The sequence below is a fragment of the Bradyrhizobium sp. YCK136 genome (assembly GCF_044570075.1).
Lineage (GTDB): Bacteria > Pseudomonadota > Alphaproteobacteria > Rhizobiales > Xanthobacteraceae > Bradyrhizobium > Bradyrhizobium diazoefficiens.
Map to the genome: position 1 here is coordinate 9,430,866 of NZ_CP172424.1, position 26,095 is coordinate 9,456,960.

The 26,095-nt window shown below is 64.0% G+C and carries 18 protein-coding genes and 2 pseudogenes; 12 read left to right on the top strand and 8 right to left on the bottom strand.

What is annotated here, in order from left to right; genetic code table 11:
* Positions 1-11 precede the first annotated feature (11 nt).
* From urtC to urtA, 3 genes and pseudogenes are all read right to left on the bottom strand, one after another.
* Positions 12-1,154, bottom strand: a complete 1,143-nt coding sequence (gene urtC / locus ACFLEY_RS45655) for an urea ABC transporter permease subunit UrtC (protein ID WP_028172642.1) — start codon at positions 1,152-1,154, stop codon at positions 12-14.
* 18 nt (positions 1,155-1,172) lie between these two features.
* A complete protein-coding gene (urtB, locus tag ACFLEY_RS45660; RefSeq protein WP_060909468.1) occupies positions 1,173-2,099 on the bottom strand; it encodes an urea ABC transporter permease subunit UrtB in 927 nt (308 codons plus the stop codon).
* Between the two features lie 146 nt (positions 2,100-2,245).
* A pseudogene (gene urtA, locus ACFLEY_RS45665) lies at positions 2,246-3,503 on the bottom strand (urea ABC transporter substrate-binding protein).
* Between the two features lie 167 nt (positions 3,504-3,670).
* On the opposite strand from urtA, the gene ACFLEY_RS45670 reads away from it, so the two are divergent.
* Together ACFLEY_RS45670 and ACFLEY_RS45675 are read left to right on the top strand one after the other, a co-directional pair.
* Positions 3,671-7,024 carry an ATP-binding protein gene (locus tag ACFLEY_RS45670; protein WP_396604455.1) on the top strand — a complete coding sequence of 1,118 codons (3,354 nt, stop codon included), beginning with the start codon at positions 3,671-3,673 and terminating at the stop codon, positions 7,022-7,024.
* The gene (locus ACFLEY_RS45675; protein ID WP_373565404.1) at positions 7,008-7,934 is read left to right on the top strand and encodes a response regulator; all 927 of its coding nucleotides are present in this window, start codon (positions 7,008-7,010) and stop codon (positions 7,932-7,934) included. Before ACFLEY_RS45670 ends, ACFLEY_RS45675 begins: the two co-directional genes overlap by 17 nt.
* Before the next feature lie 262 nt (positions 7,935-8,196).
* Here the strand turns inward: ACFLEY_RS45675 and ACFLEY_RS45680 are convergent, their stop codons facing one another.
* Complete coding sequence (locus ACFLEY_RS45680; protein WP_060912784.1) at positions 8,197-9,699, bottom strand: NAD(P)/FAD-dependent oxidoreductase; 1,503 nt, start codon at positions 9,697-9,699, stop codon at positions 8,197-8,199.
* A gap of 125 nt (positions 9,700-9,824) precedes the next feature.
* Positions 9,825-10,583: a trypsin-like serine protease gene (locus tag ACFLEY_RS45685; protein WP_060909471.1), complete on the bottom strand. Its 759-nt coding sequence runs from the start codon at positions 10,581-10,583 to the stop codon at positions 9,825-9,827.
* A 107-nt stretch (positions 10,584-10,690) separates the two neighbouring features.
* Here ACFLEY_RS45685 and ACFLEY_RS45690 point away from each other — a divergent pair, with 107 nt between their 5' ends.
* Entirely contained in the window at positions 10,691-11,326 is a 636-nt protein-coding gene (locus tag ACFLEY_RS45690; RefSeq protein WP_060909472.1) for an HAD-IA family hydrolase, read from the top strand.
* A gap of 107 nt (positions 11,327-11,433) precedes the next feature.
* Here the strand turns inward: ACFLEY_RS45690 and mtnA are convergent, their stop codons facing one another.
* From mtnA to ACFLEY_RS45705, 3 genes are all read right to left on the bottom strand, one after another.
* On the bottom strand, positions 11,434-12,540 hold the full coding sequence (gene mtnA / locus ACFLEY_RS45695) for an S-methyl-5-thioribose-1-phosphate isomerase (protein WP_060909473.1): 1,107 nt from the start codon (positions 12,538-12,540) through the stop codon (positions 11,434-11,436).
* 18 nt (positions 12,541-12,558) lie between these two features.
* A complete protein-coding gene (locus ACFLEY_RS45700; protein WP_060909474.1) occupies positions 12,559-13,434 on the bottom strand; it encodes an S-methyl-5'-thioadenosine phosphorylase in 876 nt (291 codons plus the stop codon).
* Positions 13,435-13,700: 266 nt separating this feature from the next.
* Complete coding sequence (locus ACFLEY_RS45705) at positions 13,701-13,973, bottom strand: phosphopantetheine-binding protein (RefSeq protein WP_011083780.1); 273 nt, start codon at positions 13,971-13,973, stop codon at positions 13,701-13,703.
* Between the two features lie 353 nt (positions 13,974-14,326).
* Here ACFLEY_RS45705 and ACFLEY_RS45710 point away from each other — a divergent pair, with 353 nt between their 5' ends.
* From ACFLEY_RS45710 to ACFLEY_RS45750, 9 genes and pseudogenes are all read left to right on the top strand, one after another.
* The gene (locus ACFLEY_RS45710) at positions 14,327-15,544 is read left to right on the top strand and encodes an acyl-CoA dehydrogenase family protein (protein ID WP_060909475.1); all 1,218 of its coding nucleotides are present in this window, start codon (positions 14,327-14,329) and stop codon (positions 15,542-15,544) included.
* A 64-nt stretch (positions 15,545-15,608) separates the two neighbouring features.
* Positions 15,609-16,589 carry an amino acid--[acyl-carrier-protein] ligase gene (locus ACFLEY_RS45715; protein WP_211434207.1) on the top strand — a complete coding sequence of 327 codons (981 nt, stop codon included), beginning with the start codon at positions 15,609-15,611 and terminating at the stop codon, positions 16,587-16,589.
* A 42-nt stretch (positions 16,590-16,631) separates the two neighbouring features.
* Positions 16,632-17,696, top strand: coding sequence for an IS630-like element ISRj1 family transposase (locus tag ACFLEY_RS45720; RefSeq protein ID WP_026192128.1), 1,065 nt, complete (start codon positions 16,632-16,634; stop codon positions 17,694-17,696).
* A gap of 108 nt (positions 17,697-17,804) precedes the next feature.
* Positions 17,805-18,680, top strand: a complete 876-nt coding sequence (locus ACFLEY_RS45725) for a hypothetical protein (RefSeq protein ID WP_060909477.1) — start codon at positions 17,805-17,807, stop codon at positions 18,678-18,680.
* Positions 18,681-18,854: 174 nt separating this feature from the next.
* Positions 18,855-19,615, top strand: a protein-coding gene (locus ACFLEY_RS45730) for an IS5 family transposase (RefSeq protein ID WP_110115998.1) whose coding sequence is annotated in 2 segments (ribosomal slippage) — positions 18,855-19,194 and positions 19,194-19,615 — 762 coding nt in all. Because the reading frame shifts where the segments join, the coding sequence is not laid out codon by codon here.
* Between the two features lie 343 nt (positions 19,616-19,958).
* Positions 19,959-22,735 (top strand): annotated as a pseudogene (locus tag ACFLEY_RS45735) (PAS-domain containing protein).
* Between the two features lie 202 nt (positions 22,736-22,937).
* Positions 22,938-23,915: a tripartite tricarboxylate transporter substrate binding protein gene (locus ACFLEY_RS45740; protein WP_011083775.1), complete on the top strand. Its 978-nt coding sequence runs from the start codon at positions 22,938-22,940 to the stop codon at positions 23,913-23,915.
* A gap of 180 nt (positions 23,916-24,095) precedes the next feature.
* Positions 24,096-24,581: a tripartite tricarboxylate transporter TctB family protein gene (locus ACFLEY_RS45745; RefSeq protein ID WP_060909478.1), complete on the top strand. Its 486-nt coding sequence runs from the start codon at positions 24,096-24,098 to the stop codon at positions 24,579-24,581.
* Positions 24,582-24,585: 4 nt separating this feature from the next.
* Positions 24,586-26,094 carry a tripartite tricarboxylate transporter permease gene (locus tag ACFLEY_RS45750; RefSeq protein WP_011083773.1) on the top strand — a complete coding sequence of 503 codons (1,509 nt, stop codon included), beginning with the start codon at positions 24,586-24,588 and terminating at the stop codon, positions 26,092-26,094.
* Position 26,095 lies beyond the last annotated feature (1 nt).

A 26,095-nucleotide genomic window follows, 5' to 3' on the forward strand; every position in this document is an offset into this window, starting at 1 on the left:
TGATGATCTCCTCACTCTGCCGGAGCGCCGTCGGCGACCGAGCTTTCGGTCCAGCCCTCGGGTTTCGGTTTGCGTGACGAGATCAGGCGATCGATGCGCGGCTGCACATAGTCGCCCCAGATCCCGGCAAGGCCGTTCGGGAAGGCCAGGACCACGGCGATGAACAATCCGCCGAGGCCAAACAGCCACAATTCGGGAAAGGTTTCCGACAGGCTGGTCTTGGCGAAGTTGACCAGCAGCGTGCCGTAGATCGCGCCCAGGATCGACAGCCGGCCGCCGACCGCGGTGTAGATCACCATTTCGATCGAGGGCACGATGCCGACGAAAGAGGGCGACATGAAACCGACGTTCAGCGCGAACATGGCGCCGCCGATCGCGGCGAAGACCGCGGCGATGCAGAAGGCGAAGATCTTGAAGTTCGCGACGCTGTAGCCGGAGAAGCGAACCCGGTCCTCCTTCTCGCGCATCGCGACCAGGATGCGCCCCAGCTTGGAGTGCCGGACGAACTGCGCGATCATGATGCAGGCGAACAGCAGTCCAACCTCGAAGAAGTACAGCACGATCTTGGCGTGGTCGGGCCGGATGTCCCAGCCCTTCAGCGTGCGCAGATCGGTCATGCCGTTGATGCCGCCGGTGTAACCCTGCTGTCCGACGATCAGGATGGTGAGGATGGCAGCGACGGCCTGGGTGATGATGGCGAAGTAGGTGCCGCCGACCCGGCGCTTGAACATCGCGGTGCCGATGATGAGAGCGAAGATGCCGGGCACGAGAATGATGGCGGCGATGGTAAAGGTGAGGCTGTTGAAGGGCTTCCAGAAGAACGGCAGCGCGGTGATCTGATTCCAGTCCATGAAATCGGGAATGCCGGGGGTCGACTGGATCTTGGTGTTCTCAACGCTCGATGCCTCGAGCTTGAGGAACATCGCCATGCAGTAGCCGCCGAGCCCGAAGAACACGCCCTGTCCGAGGCTTAAGATGCCGCCATAGCCCCAGCAGATCACCAGCCCCAGCGCGACGAAGGCATAGGTCAGGTATTTCGCGACCAGATTGAGCCTGAAGACATCGAGCGAGAGCGGCAGCACCACCACCAGGAACACCGCGAGCACCAGAATTCCGATGAGCTCCGATCGATTGAAGAACCGATTGTCGGTCATTGCATCAGCCCCATTTTCTTACTTCCGGACCTTGAGGGCGAACAGCCCCTGCGGCCGCAGCATCAGGATTCCGACAACGGCGAGCAGCGTCAGCACCTTGGCCATCGAGCCCGACATGAAGAACTCGAGGGTGGATTGGGTCTGCGAGATCGAGAAGGCCGAGGCGATGGTGCCAAGCAGGCTCGCGGCGCCGCCGAACACGACCACCAGGAACGTGTCGACGATGTAGAGCTGACCGGAGGTCGGCCCGGTCGAACCGATCATGGTGAAGGCGCTGCCCGCGATGCCGGCGATGCCGCAGCCGAGGCCGTAGGTATAGCGATCGACCTTTTCGGTGTTGATGCCGACGGCGCCGGCCATGATGCGGTTCTGCACGACGGCGCGCACCTGCCGGCCCCAGCGCGATTTGTACATCACATAGGCGACGCCCAGCGTGATCAGCACGGTGAGGCACATCACGAAGACGCCGTTGATCGGCACTTCGATGCTGTCGGTCACGTGCAGCGAGCCGAGCATCCACTGCGGCAGCTCGACGCCGACCTCGCGCGCGCCGAACACCGAACGATAGGCCTGCTGCAACATCAGGCTGAGGCCCCAGGTGGCGAGCAGCGTATCGAGCGGGCGCTTGTAGAGGTGCCGTATCAGCACCCATTCCACCAGCATTCCCAGCGCGCCGGACGCGACGAAGGCCAGGATCATCGCGAGGAAGAAGTAGCCGCTGAACAGGCTCGGCAAATAGGACTGGAATAGATTGGAGGTCATCCAGGTGACGTAGGCCCCGAGGATCATGAACTCGCCATGGGCCATGTTGATGACGCCCATCTGGCCGAAGATGATCGCAAGACCGAGCGCCATCAGCACGTAGACCGAGAACAGGATCAGTCCCGCAAAACCCTGCATGACGAAGATGGAGCCAAGGTCGCCAATCGAGTAGTCGCCGAACATCGATGTCCTCCGTCAGGGAAAGGGTCCCGCGTCGCGAGCAGGTTCGCGACGCGGGGGTCTTGGGCATGGACTTGCGATCCACGCCAGGGCGCGGTTTTGCCTCGAGGGAGACGCGGCAGAGGCCGCGCCCTTACTGGTAGCGCTTCTTACTGGTAGCCCTTGGGGAACGGATCCGGCTCGACGAGATCGGCGGTCTCGTAGATCAGCTCGAACTGGCCATCGAGCTTGGCGCGGCCCACCCGGGTCTTCGACCAGAGGTGATGGTTCTCGTGGATGCGCACATAGCCTTCCGGAGCACCCTTGAACTCGACGCCCGGCGACGCCGCCGCGATCTTGTCGACGTCGAACGAGCCGGCCTTCTCGACCGTCAACTTCCACAGCCACGGGCCGAGATAGGCAGCCTGGGTGACGTCTCCGATCACGGTCTTCTCGCCCCACATCTTCTTGAACGCGGGCACGAAAGTCTTGTTGTTCGGATTGTCGAGCGACTGGAAGTACTTCATGCAGGCATAGGCGCCTGCGATGTTCTCGCCGCCGATGCCGTCGATTTCGTCTTCGGTCACCGAGATCGTCAGCAGCGGCTGCTTGGCGAGGTCGATGCCGGCAGCCTTGAGCTGCTTGTAGAACGCGAGTTGGAACCGCCGACGACGTCAGTGAAGATCACGTCGGGCTTGGTCAGCTTGATCTTGTTGATGACCGAATTGAACTGGGTGTTGCCGAGCGGATAATACTCCTCGCCGACGACCTTGCCCTTCAGCACGTTCTCGACGTGCTTGCGCGCGATCTTGTTCGAGGTGCGCGGCCAGATGTAGTCGGAGCCGATGAAGAAGAACGACTTCGCGCCCTTCTCCTTGGCGATCCAGTTCAGGCCCGCGAGGATCTGCTGGGTCGCCTCCTGGCCGGTGTAGATCACGTTCTTGGACTGCTCGAGGCCTTCGTAGAAGGTCGGGTATAGAGCATACCGTTGTACTGCTCGACGACCGGCAACACCGCCTTGCGCGAGGCCGAGGTCCAGCAGCCCATGATCGCCGCGACCTTGTCGTTGACCAGCAGCTTCTTGGCCTTCTCGGCGAAGGTCGGCCAATCGCTGGCCCCGTCCTCCTGGATGAACTTGATCTTGCGGCCGAGCACGCCGCCCATGGCGTTGATCTGCTCGATGGCGAGCTTTTCGGCTTCGATCGAGCCGGTCTCGGAGATCGCCATGGTGCCGGTCGCCGAATGCAGGATGCCGACCGTCACCTCGGTGTCGGTGACCGCGAGACCCGTGGTATTGACCGCCGAGGTCGCCGGGGCCTGTGCAAAAGACGCCCGCGGCAGCATCGTGATGGCCGGCACGGCTGCCATTCCCATCAATAATTTGCGCCGGAGCGGCGACAACAGGCCCTTGCTTGCTTCGTCTGACATGAGCACCCCACTTTTGTTCGAGGACACGCGATTGGTGCCGTGAGGATGGCTCGAATTTGTGCAGCGCAAGCATACGCAAGATCGCGTATACTGCACCGCAAAATGCCGACGTAGGCTTTTGGTACGGGATTTGCGAGGGATCCGGGTCGTATCGGGAGTGGGATTAAGTGGCAGGGCGGCAGCGAATAGACCGCGTCAGGCGCCAGTACAACCAATGGGTCGCCAACCAGACGCTGGAAGACTACGCGCTGCGCTTCACGGCCAAGAGCGCGCGTCGCTGGTCCACCGCCCGCGTTGCCAACACCGCGCTGGGCGCGATCTCGTTCCTGGCGATGGAGGCGATCGGCGGCACCATCACCCTGAACTACGGCGTCACCAACGCCACCGCCGCGATCCTCGTGGTCTCGACCATCATCTTCTGCTGCGGCGTGCCGATTGCCTATTATGCCGCCAAATGCGGCATCGACATTGACCTGCTGACGCGCGGCGCTGGTTTCGGCTACATCGGCTCGACCGTCACCTCACTGATCTACGCGTCCTTCACCTTCATCTTCTTCGCGATCGAAGCCGTGATCCTGGCGTCCGCGCTCGAGATGTGCTTCGGGATTCCGAGGCCGGTCGGCTATCTCATCAGCGCGGTCGTCATCATCCCGCTGGTGGCCTACGGCATCACGCTGATCAGCCGCTTCCAGCTCTGGACCCAGCCACTCTGGATCATTCTGCACATCCTGCCCTTTGCGGCGATCGCCTGGGCCAACCCCTACTCGTTCACGGAGTGGCGCAAGTTCTCGGGCGAGCACGGCGACCTCAACGGACATTTCGATCTGCTGCTGTTCGGTGTTGCGGCCTCGGTCGTGTTTTCGCTGGTGGCGCAGATCGGCGAGCAGGTCGACTTCCTGCGATTCCTGCCGCGCGACCGTCGGGCCTCCAGGACCTCCTGGTGGATCGCACTGATGAGCGCGGGCCCCGGGTGGATCGTGCTCGGCGCGCTGAAATTGCTGGCCGGCTCGTTCCTCGCCTTCTTCGCGCTCAGCCACGGCGTGCCGCCCGAAGAGGCCGCCGAGCCGGCGCATATGTATCTCGAAGCATTTCGATACGTGCTGTCACAGCCCGACCTCGCGCTGGCGCTGACCGGCACCTTCGTGATCCTGTCGCAGGTCAAGATCAACGTCACCAACGCCTATGCCGGCTCGATCGCCTGGTCGAATCTCTTCTCGCGCCTGACCCACAGCCATCCCGGCCGCGTGGTCTGGCTGGTCTTCAACGTCATCGTGGCGTTGCTGTTGATGGAGATCGGCGTCTACAAGGCGCTGGAGCAGACGCTGGCACTCTATTCCAACGTCGCGATCGCCTGGGTCGGCGCACTGGTCGCCGACCTCGTCATCAACAAGCCGCTTGGATTGCGGCCACAGCAGATCGAGTTCAAGCGCGCTCATCTCTACGACATCAATCCGGTCGGCGTCGGTGCGATGACGATCGCGACCATCATCTCCATCAGTGCCTTCTACGGCCTGTTCGGGCCGACCGCGAAGGCGCTGGCGGTTGCCTTCCTCGCCGCCCCCCTGATCGCATGGGCGACCGGTGGCAAATACTACATCGCGCGCAAGCCGAAGCGGAGCTGGCAGAACATCGAGGCGATCCAGTGCTGCATCTGCGAGCACTCGTTCGAACCGGAGGACATGGCCTCCTGCCCCGCTTACGCCGGGCCGATCTGCTCCTTGTGCTGCTCGCTCGACGCCCGCTGCCACGACCTCTGCAAGCCGCATGCGCGCGTACAGACGCAATTCTCCGAGACGCTCGGCAAGATCCTGCCGCAGCCGATCTACCAGCGGATCAATTCGCAGCTCGGCCATTACATCGGCGTGTTCGTGATCTCGGCCGGCCTCGTCGCGCTCGTGCTGGGGCTGATCTATCTCCAGACCTCCGCGAGCGCGCATGGCGAGAACATGCTCGTCTCCGACGTGCTGTGGAAGGTGTTCTTCTCGCTCAGCATCATCATCGGCGTGGTGGCCTGGCTGTTCGTGCTGGCGCAGCAGAGCCGGCGCGCCGCGGAGGCCGAGACGCGGCGGCAGACCACGCTGCTGATCCAGGAGATCGACGCGCACAAGCGCACCGACGCCGAGCTCCAGCGCGCCAAGGAGGTTGCCGAATCCGCCAACCTCGCCAAGAGCCGCTACGTGGTGGGCCTCAGCCACGAGCTGCGCTCGCCGCTGAATGCGATCAGCGGCTATGCGCAGCTCCTCGAGCAGGATACGACGCTCAACACCAAGCCGCGCGACCAGGTCCGCGTGGTCCGCCGCAGCGCCGATCATCTCTCCGGCCTGATCGACGGCATCCTGGACATCTCCAAGATCGAGGCGGGGCGGCTGTATCTCTCGCGCGACGAGGTGCGGCTCAGCGAATTCCTCGACCAGCTCGTCGGCATGTTCCGCCTTCAGGCCGCCGCCAAGGGCATCGACTTCGTGTTCAGGCGTCCCGCCCACTTGCCGGTCGTGGTCTATGCCGACGAGAAGCGGCTGCGCCAGGTGCTGATCAATTTGCTCTCCAACGCGATCAAATTCACCCAGACCGGCAGCGTGCAGTTCGTCGTGCACTATCGCAGCCCCGTTGCCGAATTCGAAGTGATCGACACCGGTCCCGGCATCCAGGGCGACGATCTCGAACGCATCTTCGCGCCGTTCGAACGCGGCGCCCTCGGTGTCTCGCAGCCGCAGACCGGAACGGGCCTCGGGCTGACCATCAGCCGGCTGCTCGCCGGCGTCATGGGCGGCGACATCAAGGTCATGAGCACGGTCGGCACCGGCAGCACGTTCAAGGTCAAGATCCTGCTGTCGGAGGTCGCCAATCCCCAGCGCATCGCGCCGGTGGAGGCGCCGGTCTCCGGCTATCACGGCGCGCGCAAGACGATCCTGATCACCGACGACGACCCCGTTCATCGCGACCTCCTGCGCGAAGTGCTGACGCCGCTCGGCTTCATCCTGCTCAGCGCCACCGACGGCCCGGGCTGCCTCGCGCTGGCACAGCATTGCCGGCCCGATCTGTTCCTGCTCGATATCTCCATGCCCGGCATGGACGGCTGGACGGTCGCGGAGACGCTGCGCGCGAGCGGCCATCACCAGGCCCGAATCCTGATGGTCTCGGCGAGCGCGCTGGAGGCTCACGGCACGCCGCTGGCGCAACCGTTCCACGACGGCTATCTGATGAAGCCGATCGACATTCCGCGGCTGCTGGAGACGATCCGCCAACTGCTCAAGATCGAATGGCAATACGGCTCGGACGAGATCGCGGTGCCGTTCTGGCAGCCCGAGAGCGGCTCACGGCCGCCGGTGCGACACATCGAGGAGCTGATCGGGCTCGGCCAGATCGGCTACGTCAAGGGCATCCAGCTGAAGCTCGACGAGATCGGCAGCGAGCATCCGGAGCATGCCGACTTCGTCGCCCAGATGCGATCGCTGGTCGACCGCTTCGATCTCGACCAGTACATGACCACATTGAAGACGTTGCATGCGCATGAGCATTGAGTCGAAGAAGCGCGACGTCGCGCTCGTTGTCGATGACTCTCCCGAGACGCTGCGGCTGCTCACCGACGCGCTCGACGGCGCCGGGATGACGGTGATGGTGGCGCTCGACGGCGCGGCGGCGATGCGCATCGTCGAGCAGATCACGCCCGACATCGTGCTGCTCGATGCGGTGATGCCCGGCATCGACGGCTTCGAGACCTGCCGCCGCCTCAAGCGCGATGCGGGCCTTGCCAACGTCCCCGCGATCTTCATGACGGGCCTCGCCGAGACCGAGCATATCGTGCGCGGGCTGGACGCCGGCGGCGTCGACTACGTGACCAAGCCGATCGTGATCGAGGAGATGCTGGCGCGCATCCGTGTCCATCTCGGCAACGCCCGCCTGACCCAGAGCGCGCGCGCCGCGCTCGACGTCTCCGGCCGCTTCCTGTTCGCGGTCAACCGGCAGGGCAGCATCCTCTGGGCGACCCCGCAGGCGCAGAAGCTGCTGTCCGATCACCACGGGGCCCAGGCCGATGACTTTGCCCTTCCGCCATCACTGCTGCACTGGCTGGAGCAGGCCAAGGGCAAGGGCAGCTCGAAGTCGCAAGGCGCTTCCTTGCCCGACAATCCGCAACTCCGGTTCTATTACATGGGCGAAACCGCGCCGAACGAGTTCCTGCTACGGCTGTCCAAGGAATCCGGCACCGCGTTGCCGCCGGAATTCACCAGCGAGCTCGGCCTCACCACCCGCGAAGGGGAAGTGCTGGCCTGGCTCAGCAAGGGCAAGACCAATCGCGACATCGCGCAGATCCTGGGATTGAGCCCGCGCACGGTCGACAAGCATCTCGAGCAGATCTACGCGAAGCTGGGCGTGGAGAACCGGACTGCGGCGGCGGCGATTGCGACGAGCGCAACGCGGAGAAATTCGTAGCCGCGGCGCGAATGAGTTGGGACACCGCTAACCCAACAAACGGTGTCGTCCCGACAAGCGCAGCTCCCGACAACGCGTAGCGTTGTCTAGAGCGGAGCGCCGATCCGGGATCCATAGCCACAGGGAGACGTTTGGCGAAGACTCGGAGTTATCTGCTCGCCCTACGACCACTGCCTGAGAGTATGGGTCCCGGGCTCGCTTCGCGCCCCGGGACGACAGTGGCATGCGTGACAACGGCCATCGCCCTACAGGAACAAGCCCCTCACCCGTACACGAACGCCTTGTCATCCAGATCCGTCTTCGGGATCTCGTCCTTCTCGGTCCAGTAATCCTGGCTGTGCTGCCATTCCGGCTTGTCGCCGCGCTTGGGCAGCAGGTTCATGTTGCGCATCATGTAGCCGGGGTTGAAGTTCTCCGGATCGATCCAGGGCAGGATCGGCATGTTGTGGTCTTCGGGGCGCAAGCTCACCTCGACCTTCTTTTTGCCCTTCGCCTTCGTATGTCCGAGCAGACGGCAGACGAAATCGGCGACGAGGTCGACGCGCAGCGTCCAGCTGGCGCGGAAATAGCCGAACACCCAGACCATGTTCGGCACGCCCGTGAACATCATGCCGCGATAGGTGACGGTGTCGCCGAAGGCGAGCGGCTTGCCGTCGATCTCGAAGGCGATGTCGCCGAGCGCCGCGAGATTGAAGCCGGTCGCGGTGACGATGACATCGACTTCCAGCAGCTTGCCCGACTTGAGCTGGATGCCGTTCTCGACGAAGCATTCGATCTCGTCGGTGACGACGGAGGCCTTGCCGCTGGCAATCCCCTTGAACAGATCGGCATCGGGCACGAAGGCGATGCGCTGCCGCCACGGCCGGTAGCTCGGCGTGAAGTGCGTCTCGACATCGTAATCCGGCCCAAGCACCGCGCTGATCTGGCCGATCAGTTCCTTCTTCACCTGCTCGGGCCTGGACACGCAGAGCTTCGTGAACGCATCCTGCTCGAACAGGATCTTGCGGCGGACGATCTCGTGGATCCATGCTTCATCCACCTGGAGCCGACGCAGCTCCTCGGCGATCTCGATGGCGTTGCGGCCGAGGCGGAAATAGGTCGGCGAGCGCTGCAGCATGGTGACATGCGCGCAATCGTCCGCGATGTTCGGCACCAGCGTCGCTGCGGTCGCGCCCGAGCCGATCACGACGACCCTCTTGCCGGTGAGGTCGATGTCATCAGGCCAGGTCTGCGGATGGACGATGCGGCCCTTGAAGCGATCCATGCCCTTCCACTCGGGCGTGTAACCCTCGGAATGGCGATAATAGCCCTGGCACATCCAGAGGAAGTTTGCGGTGAAGGTCTTTGCTTCACCGGTATCGGTCGTGACCGCTTCGATGGTCCAGAGGTTTTGTTCGCTCGACCAGCTCGCGGAATTGATCTTGTGCTTGTAGCGGATGTGGCGGGCGATATCGTTGTCCTCGATCACCTCGTTCATATAAGCGAGGATCTCCTCGGCGGTCGCGATGGGCGGCCCGACCCAGGGCTTGAAGCTATAACCGAAAGTGTGGAGGTCGCTGTCCGAGCGGATGCCGGGATAGCGATGCGTGCTCCAGGTGCCGCCGAACGTCGCTTGCGTTTCCAGGATGACGTAGCTCGTGCCCGGCAGGTGCTTTGTGACGTGATAGGCGCTGCCGATGCCGGAGATGCCGGCGCCGACGATCAGCACGTCGAAATGCTCTGAAACCTGTTTGGCCGTGGCGTGACTGCGAACAGCGACATTCATTGTTGCTTCTATGCCTTGCTTGTTTTTGCGGCCGCCCTTGATTGAGCGACGCGTTTCCTCCGCGACAGGCATGGTCGCCCATCGCGCTTCCGCTACAAAATGACATAGATCAAGTTGCGGTCAAATCACAGCGCCGCACCCCAGCTCCGCGCGGTCTGCAAGATCCAGTCGCGGTGGAGCGTGAGCGGCGTGACGCCGGTCAACCCGCCGCAGCCAGCCGCGCCATTCGACCCCGTGGACCAGCTGATGAGGCCGACGAGCACGGCGCCGTTCGGCTTGTCCTCGAACACGGGACCGCCGGAATCACCGGTGCAGGCGCCGATTCCGTCGCGAACACCGTTGGTTACGGGATCGACCAGCCGGATCTGAAGCGTGCCGGGCTGGCCGGTGGCGACGAGGCCCGCGACCCGCGTCGCGCCGCCGCTCTTGCCATCACCGCGCACGGTGACGCCAATACCGGCGATGACGAAGCGGCTGCCGACCTGAATTGGAATATTCGGCATGCCAACCGGCACCGCCGATTTTCCCTTGAGTGGAATTTCCAGTTGCAGCAGCGCCACGTCGGCGGTGGCGCGATGCGCCTGCATCGCCTGCATGTTGAAGTTCGGATGGATCGCGACGGTGCGGACATTCAGCAATTGCGGCTGGCCGTCGGTGCCGCGATCCACGATCTTGTAGTCCGCGCCGGGCTGCACGCAGTGGGCGACGGTGAGCACGAGTTTTGGTGCGATCAGGCTGCCAGTGCAGAAATTGCCGCGCGAGCCGACGATGGTGACGACGGCGCGCGCAACGCCGTCGGCTTGCGGCGTGCCGCCGCCGACGATGGCATGGGCGGGCGCGGCGAGCAGCAGCGCCGCGATGATGGGAGTTGCAAGCTTCTTCATGGGAACACGCTTTGGCGGCGGCCTCGGTGAGGGCGGATTGCTTCGGACTGGCCCTTGCCGATAGCGCATGCTAGCCCTCTTGGAAAGGAATTGACGAGGGCAGGACATTGGCGATCGAGGCGGTGATCTTTGATTTTGGCGGCGTGCTGACGAGCTCGCCGTTCGAGGCGTTCGCGCGGTTCGAGACCGAGCGCGGGCTGCCCATCGACATCATCCGGCGCACCAACGCGGCCAACCATCTGGAGAACGCCTGGGCCAGGTTCGAGCGCGCCGAGGTCGACATCGACACCTTCGACACGTTGTTCGCGGAGGAGTCGCGCGCGCTCGGCGCGGAGGTGCGCGGCCGCGACGTGCTGCCGCTGCTTCAGGGCGATCTGCGTCCCGAGATGGTCGAAGCGTTGAAGCGCATCAAGGCCGGGCTCAAGACCGGCTGCATCACCAACAACCTGCCTGCCAACGCCATCGGCAGCATGACCGGGCGCTCGCTCTACATCGCCGAGGTGATGGTGCTGTTCGACCACGTCATCGAGTCCGCCAAGATCGGCCTGCGCAAACCCGACCCACGCATTTACAAGATGATGGTCGAGACGATGAAGGTCGATCCGGGAAATTGCGTCTATCTCGACGATCTCGGCGTCAATCTCAAACCCGCGCGCGAGATGGGAATGACCACCATCAAGGTCACCAGCGGCGCCCAGGCGATTGCCGAGCTCGAGGCGGCGACAGGGTTGAAGCTGACATAGTTCGCGAAGGCTGTAGGGTGGGCAAAGCGAAGCGTGCCCACCAATTCCATTGGGACAAGCAGATGGTGGGCACGGCGCTTTCGCGCCTTTGCCCACCCTACGAGAGCCTACTCCGCCGCGGCGGCGATTCGCTCCGGAAACGCTGCGGCGAGCGAGGCGCGGTCGGGCTTCAGCACTCCGCGCTCGGTGATGAGACCGGTGACGAGGCGAGCAGGCGTCACGTCGAAGGCGTAGTTCGCGACCGGCGAGTTCTCGGGCACGATGCGCACCGTCTCCAGCCTCCCGTCGGCGGTGCGGCCGGTCATATCGGTGACCTCCACGCCGCTGCGCTGCTCGATCGGGATGTCGCGGATGCCGTCATGGACGGCGAAATCGATCGTCGGCGACGGCAGCGCGACGTAGAACGGCACGCCGTTGTCATGCGCGGCGAGCGCCTTGAGGTAGGTGCCGATCTTGTTGCAGACGTCGCCATTGGCGGCGACGCGGTCGGTACCGACGATGGCGAGATCGACCATGCCGTGCTGCATCAGATGGCCGCCGGTATTGTCGGGGATCACCGTGTGCGGCACGCCGTGATGGCCGAGCTCCCAGGCCGTGAGCGAGGCACCCTGGTTGCGCGGGCGCGTCTCGTCGACCCAGACATGGACCTTGATGCCGCGCTCATGCGCGAGGTAGATCGGCGCCGTCGCGGTGCCCCAGTCGACGGTGGCGAGCCAGCCGGCGTTGCAATGGGTCAGCACGTTGACGACCTCGCCCGGCTTCTTCGCCGCGATCGCCTCGATCAGCGCCAAACCGTTGGCGGCGATGCCGCGGTTGATCTCGACGTCCTGCTCGACGATCTCGTCGGCGCGCGCATAGGCCGCCTCGGCCCGTTCAACCGGATCGATCGGCGCGAGGGTCGCACGCATCTCATCCAGGGCCCATTTCAGATTGATTGCGGTCGGGCGTGCCACAACCAGCGTCTCGTAGGCACGCTTCAGGCCGACATCGGAACTGTCCTCGCGCATCGCGAGCGCCATGCCGTACGCCGCGGTGGCGCCGATCAGCGGCGCGCCGCGCACCAGCATGTCGCGAATCGCAACGGCCGCGTCTTCGCACGAGGTCAACCTTGCAACGACGAACTCATGCGGCAGCCGGCGCTGGTCGATCGCGCCGACCGACCAGCCGTCGCGCTCGCGCCAGATGCTGCGGAAATGCTTGCCGTCAACCTTCATGGCTTTCTGCCTTTCGTCTCAGCCGCGTAGCACGCGCCCTGCTACGGCATCGAGCTTCTTCAGAAGCTCGGGATCACGCGCCTCGGGCGCAGTGATCAGCGCGGTGTCGAGCGCGCGGTCCGAACCGATCGGGCACGGCTCATGCTCGCGCGGGAAATCCTTTGCCAACCGCGCCACCAGCGCCTTCGCCTTGTCGGCGTTCGAGGTCAGCACGCGGATGATGTCCTGCACGGTAACGGCGTCATGGTCGGGATGCCAACAGTCGAAATCCGTCACCATCGCGACCGTGGCGTAGCAGATCTCCGCTTCGCGCGCGAGCTTCGCCTCGGGCATGTTGGTCATGCCGATCACGGAATAGCCAAGCGTCTTGTAGGTCATGCTCTCCGCATAGGTCGAGAACTGCGGCCCCTCCATGCAGACATAGGTGCCGCCGCGCGCGATTGCGATACCCTCGGCCTCGGCCGCCGCGGCAAGATGGATGCGCAGCCGCGGCGAGACCGGATGGGCCATCGACACATGCGCGACGCAGCCGCGGCCGAAGAACGAGCTCTCGCGCTTGTGGGTGCGGTCGACGAATTGATCGACGAGCACGAAGGTGCCGGGCGGCATCTCTTCCTTGAACGAGCCGCAGGCCGACAGCGAGATCAGGTCGGTGACGCCGGCGCGCTTCAGCACGTCGATATTGGCGCGGTAGTTGATGTCGGAGGGCGACAGCCTGTGGCCCTTGTCGTGCCGCGGCAGGAACACGATCGGCAGGCCTGCGATGGTCCCGCGCCGCAGGGGCGCCGAAGGCTCGCCCCACGGGCTCTTGATCACCTCTTCGTGCGCGCCCTCGAGGCCCGGCAGGTCATAGATGCCGGAGCCACCGATGATGCCCAATACCGCCTGCGTCATGCCTGCTCCACCCTGCCCGCTACGTGCGACATGGTTAAGCTATGCCAGTTTTGCGGCGGTTTTGGAACGGGGGTGGGGGAACGATGGGCGTGAGGCGCTCGTAACACGTTCGGTGTCGTCCTGGCGAAAGCCAGGACCCATACCGCGAGGTCCATCGATGGGGCGCGATATCAATCCCGAACGACCAAACTTCGCCAAACTCCTGCCTGGGGTAATGGGTCCTGGCTTTCGCCAGGACGACCCCGGGGAGACAGCTGTGCGCTTAGCTAAGCCGCGGTCGCCGGCTGCAGCTGGGTCATCACCATCCGCTCCAGAGTCTCGACGGACTGAAAATTCTCCGGCGTGATCTCCGACTGCGGAATGGTGAAATCGAATTCGGCTTCGACGCCGAGCATCAGATTGACCATGTCCATTGAGGTCAGGCCGACATCGACGAGCTTTGCCTGTGGCGTGACGTCCGCGGCGAGCGCGTTCTGTTCGAGGATGCCCTTCACCAGCTTGATGATGCGATTGCGCACGTCGGTATTGAAGGCCTGCATCGGCAAATTCCCGTTTGTCTAGTCGGTCCGGACTGCCGCCTACGATGGTCAGGGACGGCCGATCCCGCAATGGCCGGCACCATTACTTCGCGTTTCTTAGTAAACGATGACTCAGATTTTCTGGAATCCGGACATCTTCCAGATCCCTAACGCGATCGCGGAAATTCCGGCCATGCCAACAACCCGACCTTAACTGTTCGTTCGGAATTTGGCTTTGTTTACCCTGTATTTCATCGACGAATTTGAATTAAATCCGTAGCCTCGTCTCACAAGCAAAGATGGCCGGAGGATCGCTTACGCGGCATCGCGAATGATGCCGGCGATCTCGAACGGCAAACCGGAGGCGGACGAGCATGAACGTGCGTGAAGCAGTTCTCACTGTCGACGAAACGCAGACGAACCTCCTCGAGCAGGGTCCCTCCCTGATCGAGCGCGTCGCCCGAACCGCGGTAGCGGCAGCGGCCGACGCAGACGGGGTCGATCGCGACGCCCGCTTCCCGCACAAGGCTTTCGACGTCGCGCGTGAGCAGAAATTGCTCGGCGTCATGATCCCGGTCGAGTTCGGCGGCTTCGGCGCCTCGATCTACGACGTCACCGACATCTGCTACACGCTCGGGCGCGCCTGCGCCTCGACCGCGATGATCTACGCGATGCACCAGACCAAAGTCGCCTGCGTCGTCAGGCACGGCCACGGCATTCCCTGGATGGAAACCATGATGCGCCGGGTCGCCCGCGACCAGTGGCTGCTCGCTTCCTCCACCACAGAAGGCCAGAACGGCGGCAACATCCGCGCCAGCGCCGCCGCCGTCGACGTCGCCGGCGACACCGTCTCGCTGGTGCGCGACGCCACCGTGATCTCCTACGGCGCCGAGGCCGACGGCCTCGTCACCATCGCCCGCCGCGCCACCGACGCCGCCGCCTCGGACCAGGTGCTGCTGGCGCTCGCCAAGGACGATTATTCGCTGAAACGTACGCTGGGCTGGGAAACGCTCGGCATGCGCGGCACCTGCTCCACCGGATTCGAGCTGAAGGTCGACTGCCCGACCGACCGCGTCTTCCCGGAAGCCTACGACAAGATCCATGCCCAGACGATGACGCCGTTCGCGCATCTGTGCTGGTCCTTGGCCTGGGCCGGCATTGCCGCCGCGGCCGTGACGCGCGCGCAGGCCTTCATCCGCAAGGCGGCCCGCAGCTCCGGGGGCCAGATGCCGCCGGCAGCAGCGCACTTCACCGCGGCAAAAATGTCGCTGGCAAAGCTCCGCGCGCTGATCGCCGCCAATATCGAGGCCTTCGCCCGCGCCGAGCATGACGAGCGCGCACTCGGCTCGCTCGACTTCCAGTCGTCGATCACGCTGCTGAAGGTGCAAGCTTCCGAGCTCGCGGTCGAGACCGTGATGCATGCGATGCGCACCGCGGGCCTCTCCGGCTACCGCAACGACGGCGAGTTCACCATGGGCCGCCACCTGCGCGACGTGCTGTCGTCGCCGATCATGATCAACAACGACCGTATCCTGGCCAACGCTGCGACCTCGACGCTGATGAGCGGCATTCCGGCGAGCCTGCGGGACTGACAGGTTTTCGAGACTGACGTGCCTTCGTCCAACAAGAATAATTTCAGATAGCAGGAAGTCGAACATGAACATTGCTGTTCTCCCCAACTCGCCTGACACCGCGCCGCAAATCGCCGATCCGCTCGATCATCTCGCCGACAAGCTGTTCCACAGCATGGGCTCGGACGGTGTCTACGCCCGCACCGCGCTCTATGAGGGCGTCGTCGAGCGGCTCGCCGCGCTGATCACCAGCCATCGCGAAGCCGGCACCGAAGCGCTGCGCTTCCCACCGGTGATGAGCCGCGCCCAGCTCGAGAAGTCCGGCTATCTCAAGAGCTTTCCGAACCTGCTCGGATGCGTCTGCGGCCTGCACGGCACCGAGCGTGAGATCAACGCCGCGGTGAGCCGTTTCGATGCCGGCGGCGACTGGACCACGTCACTGTCGCCGGCCGACCTCGTGCTGTCGCCGGCCGCCTGCTACCCTGTCTATCCGATCGCGGCGAGCCGCGGCCCCTTGCCGAAGGGCGGTCTCCGCTTCGACGTCGCCGCCGATTGCTTCCGCCGCGAGCCGTCGAAGCATCTCGACCGGCTGCAATCGTTCCGGATGCGCGAATATGTCTGCATCGGCACGCCCGACGACGTTTCCGATTTCCGCGAGCGCTGGATGGTGCGCGCGCAGGCGATCGCCCGCGATCTCGGCCTGACCTTCCGCGTCGGCTACGCCAGCGATCCCTTCTTCGGCCGCGTCGGCCAGATGAAGGCGGTGAGCCAGAAGCAGCAGCAGCTCAAGTTCGAGCTCCTGATCCCGCTGCGCTCGGAAGAGCAGCCGACCGCCTGCATGAGCTTCAACTATCACCGCGAGCATTTCGGCACCACCTGGGGCATCCAGGACGCCAATGGCGAGCCGGCCCACACCGGCTGCGTCGCCTTCGGCATGGACCGGCTCGCGGTCGCCATGTTTCACACCCACGGCACCGATCTTTCCGCCTGGCCCGCCAAGGTGCGGGACATCCTGGGCCTGCAGCCGCATGTTGCGGCCGGCGCCCATGGCGAAGGCTGGCGCTAGTACCCACTTTTCTTGGAACGTGAGTCGTGATTCAAGGTCGGGATGATACCCGAAGCAAGAGAAGTCCACCTTTCGAGGAAAGATCGCAAGGTGCTTGAGGCGTGCTGTCGCTCACCGGTGACGTTGCAGCGCGATTTGAAGCGGGCGCGGATAGTTCTGTTGGCGGCGGATGGGCGCAGCACCCGGTCGATCGCCAAGGAAGTTGGGGTCCAGCCGCGGATTGTCAGCCTTTGGCGGCATCGCTATGCCGACCATGGCCTTGAAGGGCTGCAAGACAAGCCGCGGCCTGGCAAGCAGCCGATCTATACGAAGACGACCGACAAGCGGATTCTGAAGCTGCTGGATAAGCCGCCACCGCAAGGGTTTGCGCGCTGGACCGGCCCCCTGCTGGCCGAGGCGCTGGGCGATGTCGATGTCCAATATGTCTGGCGGTTCCTGCGCAGCCACAAGATTGACCTGGTGGCTCGCAAGTCCTGGTGCGAGAGCAACGACCCGAACTTTACGGCCAAAGCCGCCGATGTTGTCGGCCTCTATGTCGCGCCGCCGGCGAAGGCCATTGTGCTGTGCGTGGACGAGAAGCCCTCGATCCAGGCTTTGGAGCGAGCGCAGGGTTATCTGAAGTTGCCCAATGGCCGCGCCTTGACCGGCCAAAGCCACGATTACAAGCGGCATGGCACCACAACATTGTTTGCGGCGCTCGAAGTCGCCACCGGAAAGATCATCGCGACCCATTCAAAACGCCGGCGCCGCGTCGAGTTTCTCGATTTCATGAACAGCGTCACCGCGGCTTTTCCGAACCGCAAGCTTCACGTCATCCTCGACAACCTCAACACCCATAAAAAGAACGAGGACTGGCTCAAGGCCCACCCCAACGTGCAATTTCATTTCACGCCGACAAGTGCGTCATGGCTCAATCAGGTCGAAGTATGGTTTTCCATCTTGCAGGGGCAGTCGCTCAGCGGCACCTCCTTCACGAGCCTCAAGCAGCTTCAGGAACACATCGATGCCTACGTCAACGCATACAACGACAGAGCCGAGCCCTTCGTCTGGACCAAGAAAAAGGTCCGTCAACGCCGTTTCAAAGGCCGCCGTATCACTCAGCTCTGATTCCGGGTACTAGAGCATGATCCGGAAAAGTGCGAAGCGGTTTTCCGAAAAGATCATGCTGAAACGATAGACCAAACGAGGCCGACCATTTCCACGGGTAAGACGAGCGTGATCCACGCCAAGGCTCGATGCCGCGAGATTACCGAGTCCGATGTCGATGCCATCGCGGACTTGCTGACGCGCGGCTTCGTGGGCCGCTCGCGCAACTATTGGATCCAGGGCCTGCGCCGGCAGGCCTTCCGGCCGGTGCCGGAGGGCTATCCGCGCTTCGGCTACATGATCGACAATGACGGCACGCCGGTCGGCGTGCTGCTGCTGATCTACACGGCACGGAAGAACGGTGAAGAGACCGCGATCCAGTGCAACCTGTCGAGCTGGTATGTCGATCCGGCGTATCGCAACTACGCCCCGCTGCTGACCAAGATCGCGCAGCGGCACAAGGACGTGACCTATCTCAACATCAGCCCGGCGCCGTGGACCTGGCCGATCATCGAGACGCAGGGCTTCCGTGCCTATTGCCGCGGCATATTCTTTTCGGTGCCAGCGCTGGCGCGGCCCCCGCGCTGGAGCAAGATCGAAGTCATCTCGCAGCACGCCAAGACGATCGAGGGACTTTCCGAGGCCGAGACCGAACTGCTGACGCGGCATGCGCGCTACAATTGCCTTAGCCTCGTCTGCCGCACGCCGCAGGGAACCTTCCCCTTCATCCTGCAACCGGTGCGCATCCGCCGCGGCTTCATCGCGCCGCCCGCAATGAAGCTGATCTACTGCCGCAGCGCCGCCGAATACGCCGCCTGCGCAGGCCGCATCGGCCGGCTGCTGCTGCGGCTCGGCAAGATCTCGGTGGCGGTCGATGCCAACGGCCCGGTTCCCGGCCTCGTCGGTATTTATACCGAGCGGCGTGGCCGCAAATATTTCAAGGGTCCGCACCAGCCGCAGCTCGCCGATCTCACCGACACGGAACTCGTGCTCTACGGGCCGTGAGGGCAGATGCCGCCACACTCAGTGTCGTCCCGGCGAAGGCCGGGACCCATACCGCGTGATCTGTCTGTAAGCGCAGGGTGCTAGTACCGCGGGAAAACCTGTTCACTACTAGGGTCTGTACCTAAATAGCGCCACGTGATTCTCTTGCCTACGTGTTGATTCGGGGGCGAGAGAATGCGCGCTGGTTTGTTTTGGCTGAACGACAGGCAATGGGCGCGTATCGAACCGCATCTGCCGAGGGGACTGACGGGGCCGGATCGGGACGACGACCGACGCATCGTCAGCGGCATCATTCACATGCTGCAATCGGGTGCACGATGGCGTGATTGTCCACGTGAATACGGCCCTTACACGACGATCTACAATCGCTTCAATCGCTGGGCCAAGCGAGGACGATGGTGCGCAATCTTCGAAGCGCTGGCCAAGCCTGGCGAAGACGGCGTCGTACTGTCGCTCGACTCGACCTCGATTAAAGCTCACCGGTGTGCCTCCGGCGGAAAAGGGGGGAGCACAATCAAGCAATCGGCCGCTCGCGCGGAGGCCGCACGACAAAAATCCATGCGCTGAGCGATCCGCTCTGCCGGCCGGTCGTCCTGCATCTGACTCCAGGCCAGGATGCAGATATCGCTGCGGCTCCCGATGTCCTGGCGCTCGCGCCACCCATGAGCGTGCTCCTCGCCGACAAAGGGTATGATGGCGACAAGCTTCGCGGCGAAATCATTCGTCGTGGCGCCAAGCCCGTAATCCCCAATAAATCTAACCGTGTCGTCATCCATCGCTTCAACAAACGCGCCTACAAAGGACGAAATGTCATCGAACGCTGCTTTTGCAGGCTCAAGGACTTCCGGCGCATCGCCACGCGATATGACAAGCTCGCCCGTAATTTTTTGGCCGCTGTTCATCTCGCCGCTCTCGTCGCATATTGGCTCAATTGAGTCTGGACCCTAGTCTTCGCCAAACCTCTCCCTATGGTTGTGGGTCCCGGCCTTCGCCGGGACGACACCAGAATATGTTGCGCCCTCTCTCGGCCAACTCTTGCAGGCACCTTTGCAATCCGGAGACGCTCTCCACCGCCGGTCACCCTCCGTAAACTACTGCGCTTAAGGGAATTTTCCGGGGTCTCCGTTACCCTCGGCGCTCGAATTACGCTGCGTTAAGTCTATTGCCCGCCGAGATCACGCCGACCCCATGACGTCGACCCGCGACAACGAGCTTGGTGCACGCTGCGAGCAGGGCCCGGAGGCCCTGGTCGCGCTGAGCCAGCTTGCGCTCGACCACATGGAGCAGGGTGTCTGCGTCTACGATGCCGACAACAGGATCGTGCTGGTCAACCAGCGCTACCTGTCGCTGTTCGACATGTCGGCCGATGTCGTGCGGGTGGGCGCGAGCTATCGCGAGGTGCTCGCGCACAGCGCGACGCGTGGGAATTTTCCGGAAAGCGAGCTCGACTCGCTGTATTCGACGCGGATCGCGCAGATCGCGGCGGGCAAGCCGTTCCGTACCGAGCAACGGCTGGCGACTGGCCTCGTCATGGCACTCGAGCTGAAGCCGCTTCCCGGCGGCGGCTGGATGACGATCTGTGACGACGTCAGCCGCCTCGCCCGGCTCGAGGCGGAATTGCGCGTGCAGACAGAACGCAGCCAGCATGCGCTCGCCAACATGTCTCACGGCCTCATCATGTATGACGCCGACAGCCGCGTCGTCGTCTGCAACGAACGCTTCCTGAAACTCTACAACCTCGACCCAGAAGTCGTGAAGCCGGGCGTCACGCACAGCGCGGCCATCGAACACTGGCTCTCGCGCGGCAACACGCCGGGCATGTCGGCCGACGAATTCCACGACACCAGGCTCGAGGACGTGCGCAGCCGGAAGGCGAAGACGCTGCTGGTGATGCGCTACGACGGGCGGATGGTGCAGGCGGTCTCCCGCTTCCTGCCCGACGGCGGCTGGGTGACGGTGCACGAAGACGTCACCGAGCGGCTGAAATACGAGGAGACGCTGAGGCAGCAGAACTTCATCCTCGACGCGGCGATGGAGAACATGGCGCACGGGCTCGCCTTCTACGACAGCGACATGCGCCTGCGCGTCTGCAACACCACCTACCGCAAGATCTATTGGCTGTCGCCGGAGGAAACCAGGCCCGGCACGCATCTCGGCGAGCTGATCGAAAGATCGATGGCGAACGGCGCGTTCGTTTCGGAATACAGTCCGCGACAGCTCCTGGAAGCCGCCAGCGCGAAGATCGCGAACCGCGATTCCTCGCCGATGCGCCGGCGCATGACGAACGACACCGTGATCTCGGTGCGCTACTGCGCCCTGGCCGAGAGCGGCTTCGTCGCCACCTATGAAGACATCACCGAGCGCGAGCGCGCGATCGAGGAACTGAGCGAACAGTATCGCCGCTTCGACGCGGCGCTGAACAACATGAGCCAGGGCCTGTGCATGCTCGATTCGAGCCTGCGCGTGATCGTCTGCAATCGCCGCTATATCGAGATGTACGGGCTGTCGCCCGACGTGGTGAAGCCGGGCATTTCGATGCGCGAGATCATGGATCACAGCTGCGAGCTCGGCATCCATCCGGACACGACCGGCGCCAAGCTCTATGCCGATTATGTCGAAAGGCTGCGCGAGGGCGAACACACGCTGCACCGCCATTTGAGCGACGGCCGTATCATCAAGCTCAACCACAAGCGGATGGAGCTTGGCGGCTGGGTCGTCACCTATGAGGACGTCACCGAGCGCCACAAAGCCCAGGCCCGCGTCGCGCACATGGCCCGGCACGATTCACTCACCGACCTGCCCAACCGCACGCTGTTCCGCGACAAGATGGGCGAGGGACTGAACCAGGTCGCGATCGCCGGCGGCGCCATGGCCGTGCTGTGCTTCGACCTCGACAATTTCAAGACCGTCAACGACAGGCTCGGCCATGCCGCCGGCGACCGCTTGCTGCGCTGGGTCGCTGCGCGCCTGAAGGAGAATGTCGGCGAGCACGACACCGTCGCCCGCCTCGGCGGTGACGAGTTCGCCGTTCTCCAGCGCGGCCCGCAGCCACAGTCGGCCGAAAAGCTCGCCCGCCGCCTGGTCGGGATCATCGGCCACCCGCCGCCGCTGGAAAGCCAGTCGATCCATGTCGGCGTCTCCGTCGGCATCGCGATCGCGCCCGACCACGGGCTCGATGCCGACGAGCTGATGAAATGCGCCGATCTCGCGCTGTACCAGGCCAAGGCAAGGGGGCGCGGCGCCTATCAGCTGTTCGAACCCGAGATGGAGGAAGAGGCCCGCAGCCGGCACGCGCTCGAGCACGACCTGCGCGGCGCACTGGAGGCGCGTGAATTCCACCTGGTGTTCCAGCCACAGGTGCGGCTCGAGTCCTCGGAGCTCACCGGCTTCGAGGCGCTGCTGCGCTGGAAGCATCCCTCGCGCGGCTTCGTCTCGCCGGCCGAATTCATTCCGATCGCCGAAGAGAACGGACTGATCGTTCCGATCGGCGAATGGGTGCTGCGCACGGCCTGTGCGACCGCGGCGTCCTGGCCCGATGTCACGGTCGCGGTGAACCTGTCGCCGGTGCAGTTCCGCGCGCGCGGGCTGGCGGCGATGGTCACAAGCGCGCTCGCGGAAGCCGGCCTGCCGACGCAGCGGTCGAGCTCGAGGTCACCGAGACCGCGCTGCTCGACGACAGCGAGGCGACGATCGAGATCTTGCACCAGCTTCGCGCGCTCGGCGTGCGCGTCAGCCTCGATGATTTCGGCGTCGGCTATTCCTCGCTGAGCTATTTGCGCAAGTTTCCGTTCGACCGCATCAAGATCGACCGCTCCTTCGTCGGCACGCTCGGCGAAAGCCCGGAGAGCGTCGCCATCGTTCGCACCATCGCAAGCCTTGGCTCCGTGCTCGGCGTCGAGACCACCGCTGAGGGTGTGGAGACCGAGGAGCAGCTCGACTTCGTGCGCGAATGCGGCTGCACCGCGGTGCAGGGCTATTACTTCGGCAGACCGTGCCCGGCGGCCGAGGTTGCACGTACCATCGAGACGCTGAACGCGGTTCGCCGCGTGGCGTAAGGACGCCCACGTCAAATTCCGTGCCTCGGCACGCCTCCAAACGACCAATTGTCGCACATACCGTTTCCGGCTGGATAGCCGCGTCGACCGCTGCGCACGGTCCGCGCAATGCGCTTTTCTTCTCTGGTGATTTCAGGGACAATCCCGTCATAACAAAGAGAGACGGCGGCCCGAACGAGGCCGCCGCGAGGGAGGTAACCCGATGTCGCGGTATGGGCTGAGGACGGCTGTATTCGCCGCCATACATATTGCCGTGGGAGCGCTGCTCGCGACCGCGGCCGGCGCGCAGGACTATCCGAGCAAGCCGGTCACGCTGATCGTGCCATGGCCGGCCGGCGGCTCGACCGACATCTCGATGCGCGCGATCGCGGACAGCGCCTCGAAAGTGCTGGGACAGCCGATCGTGATCGACAACAAGGCCGGCGGCGGCGGCACGGTGGGCCCCGCGACCATGGCAGCGGCCGCCAAGCCCGACGGCTACACCATCTCGCAGATCCCGATCACCGTCTTCCGCCTGCCCTTGATGCAGGACGTGTCATGGGACCCGGCGAAGGACTTTACCTATATCATTCACCTCACCGGCTACACGTTCGGCGTGACCACCAGCGCGGAGTCGCAGTTCAAGTCCTGGAAGGACGTGGTCGAGTTCGCGAAGGCGAATCCGGGCAAGGTGACCTATGCGACACCGGGCACCGGAACCTCGCTCCATATCGGCATGGAGCAGATCGCGGCGATGTCCGGCATCAAGCTCACGCAGGTGCCGTTCAAGGGCGGCGCCGAGACCAACGCCGCAGTGCTGGGCCAGCACACGATGCTCCAGGCCGATTCCACGGGATGGCGGCCCTTGGTCGATGCCGGCAAGCTGAAGCTTCTGATGGTGTGGACCGGCGCGCGATCGCCGAATTATCCCGACGTGCCGACGCTGAAGGAGCTCGGCTACCCCATGGTCTACGATTCCCCGTTCGGCATCGCCGGCCCGAAGGGCATGGACCCCAAGATCGTCGCCAAGCTGCACGACGCCTTCAAGAAGGCCGTCGAAGATCCCGCGGTGATCGCCACGCTCGCCAAGTACGACATGGTGCCGAACTACAAGAACACCGAGGACTACAGGAAGTTCGTCGTCGAGGTCACGGAGTCCGAACGCAAGGTCATCGACACGCTCGGGCTCGCGAAGAAGTAGAATCGCGAGAACAACTTGGGCTACTGCAAATTCTGACGTCATGCTGAGGTGCGAGCCGCCCTTGCGGCTCGCCTCGAAGGATGGACACGGGCACCGTCGCCCTTCGCTGAAGAAGCGGCCGCCTCAGCGACAACGGCTTCGCCGTTGCGCGGGGGTGACGGTGGTCTAGGAGTGTTTCACATGGGCGACCAAACCAACGTCAAACTCCGCCTCTCCAACTCCGAACTCTGGGGCGGGCTGATCGGGCTCGGGCTCGGCGGCTTCGTGATCTGGCAGGGCTTGCGCTTGAAGCTCGGCACGATCAACGATCCCGGCTCCGGCTACGTGCTGTTCTACACCGGCATCCTGATGTGCGTGTTCGCGGCCTCCATCATCGTCTCGGCCGTCACCGAGGGCGGGCCGACGCTGGCCTCGCGCTGGGAAAATGTGCGCTGGGGCAAGCCGCTGCTCGTCATCGTCTGCCTCGTCGCGTTCTCCTTCGCGCTGGAGCCGCTGGGATTTCTGCTGTCGTCGATCCCCTTGCTGCTGCTGATGTTGCGGCTGATCGATCCGGTGCGCTGGACGCTGGCGATCCCGATCGCCGTGCTGGTGCCATCAGGCATGTGGTGGGTGCTCAAGCGCCTGCTCCTGATCCAGTTGCCCTCCGGCCTGTTCGGGATCGGCTGATCGCATGGATACGCTCGTCAACGTCGCGCATGGGTTCGGCGTCGCGCTGCTGCCGATCAACCTGCTCTATTGCTTCATCGGCGTCTTCATCGGCACGCTGGTCGGCGTGCTGCCGGGCATCGGGCCGATCTCGGCGATGTCGCTGCTGCTGCCCGTGACGTTGTCGGGTACGCCGGAATCCGGCATCATCATGATGGCCGGCATCTATTACGGCTCGATGTATGGCGGCTCGACCACCTCGATCCTGGTCAACATCCCCGGCGAGGCGGCCTCCGTCGTGACCTGCATCGACGGCCACCAGATGGCCAAGCAGGGCCGCGCCGGCCCCGCGCTCGGCATCTCCGCCTTCGGCTCCTTCATCGCCGGCACGTTCGCGCTGGTGGCGCTGATGCTGGTGGCGCCGAGACTTGCCAGCATTGCGATCGCATTTGGCCCGGCCGAGTATTTCAGCCTGATGGTGCTTGGCCTCGTGGTGCTCACCTTCCTCACCCAGGGCTCGATGCCGAAGGCGCTATTGATGGCGTGCATCGGCGTCGTGCTCGGGCTGATCGGGCTCGACAGCATCACGGCGCAGCCGCGCCTGACCTTCGGCCGCATGGAGCTGATCGACGGCATCGGCCTCGTGCCCGTGGTGATGGGCCTGTTCGGCGTCGCCGAGGTGCTGCTCAACACCGAGCAGGCGATCAAGCGCGACATCATCAACGCCAAGATCACGCAGCTCTTGCCGAACAAGGCCGATTGGCAGGCCAGCGCCGGCCCCGTCGCGCGCGGCACGCTGCTCGGCTTCCTGCTCGGCATCCTGCCCGGCGGCGGCGCGGTGGTGGCCTCGTTTGCGTCCTATGCGCTGGAGAAGCGGCTGTCGAAAACGCCGGAGCGGTTTGGCCATGGCGCGATCGAGGGCGTCGCGGGCCCCGAATCCGCCAACAACGCGGCGGCCGGCGGCGCGTTCATTCCGCTGATGACGCTGGGCATCCCGCCGAACGTGGTGATGGCGCTGCTGCTCGGCGCCTTCGTCATCCACGGCCTGCAACCGGGGCCGCTGCTGATCACGCAAAACCCCGGCCTGTTCTGGGGCATCGTCGCCAGCATGTATATCGGCAACGTCATGCTGCTGATCCTCAATCTGCCGATGATCGGCATGTGGGTGCAGCTCCTGAAGCTGCCCTATAACATCCTCTTTCCCCTGATCATCCTGTTCACGATCCTGGGCGTATACTGCTCCAGCAACAACGTGTTCGACGTCTATGTGATGATCGCGTTCGGGATCATCGGCTATTTCATGCGCAAGCTCGGCTACGAGCCGGCACCGCTGGTGCTCGCCTTCGTGCTCGGACCGATGCTGGAGAACAATCTGCGCAAGTCGCTGATCCTGTCGCAGGGCGATCTCTGGACCTTCGTGCAGCGGCCGATCTCGGCGGCGTGTCTTGCGCTGGCGCTGGCGCTGCTGGTCGCCCCGCTGCTGCCGTCGCTGCGCAGGAAGCGCGAGCTGGTGGCGCTGGATGAGGGAGCGTGAG

Coding starts and splice junctions, on each gene's coding strand:
- urtC (WP_028172642.1), bottom strand. CDS start 1,154: ATGACCGACAATCGGTTCTTCAATCGATCGGAGCTCATCGGAATTCTG.
- urtB (WP_060909468.1), bottom strand. CDS start 2,099: ATGTTCGGCGACTACTCGATTGGCGACCTTGGCTCCATCTTCGTCATG.
- ACFLEY_RS45675 (WP_373565404.1), top strand. CDS start 7,008: ATGCGCATGAGCATTGAGTCGAAGAAGCGCGACGTCGCGCTCGTTGTC.
- ACFLEY_RS45680 (WP_060912784.1), bottom strand. CDS start 9,699: ATGAATGTCGCTGTTCGCAGTCACGCCACGGCCAAACAGGTTTCAGAG.
- ACFLEY_RS45685 (WP_060909471.1), bottom strand. CDS start 10,583: ATGAAGAAGCTTGCAACTCCCATCATCGCGGCGCTGCTGCTCGCCGCG.
- mtnA (WP_060909473.1), bottom strand. CDS start 12,540: ATGAAGGTTGACGGCAAGCATTTCCGCAGCATCTGGCGCGAGCGCGAC.
- ACFLEY_RS45700 (WP_060909474.1), bottom strand. CDS start 13,434: ATGACGCAGGCGGTATTGGGCATCATCGGTGGCTCCGGCATCTATGAC.
- ACFLEY_RS45705 (WP_011083780.1), bottom strand. CDS start 13,973: ATGCAGGCCTTCAATACCGACGTGCGCAATCGCATCATCAAGCTGGTG.
- ACFLEY_RS45710 (WP_060909475.1), top strand. CDS start 14,327: ATGAACGTGCGTGAAGCAGTTCTCACTGTCGACGAAACGCAGACGAAC.
- ACFLEY_RS45715 (WP_211434207.1), top strand. CDS start 15,609: ATGAACATTGCTGTTCTCCCCAACTCGCCTGACACCGCGCCGCAAATC.
- ACFLEY_RS45720 (WP_026192128.1), top strand. CDS start 16,632: ATGATACCCGAAGCAAGAGAAGTCCACCTTTCGAGGAAAGATCGCAAG.
- ACFLEY_RS45740 (WP_011083775.1), top strand. CDS start 22,938: ATGTCGCGGTATGGGCTGAGGACGGCTGTATTCGCCGCCATACATATT.
- ACFLEY_RS45745 (WP_060909478.1), top strand. CDS start 24,096: ATGGGCGACCAAACCAACGTCAAACTCCGCCTCTCCAACTCCGAACTC.
- ACFLEY_RS45750 (WP_011083773.1), top strand. CDS start 24,586: ATGGATACGCTCGTCAACGTCGCGCATGGGTTCGGCGTCGCGCTGCTG.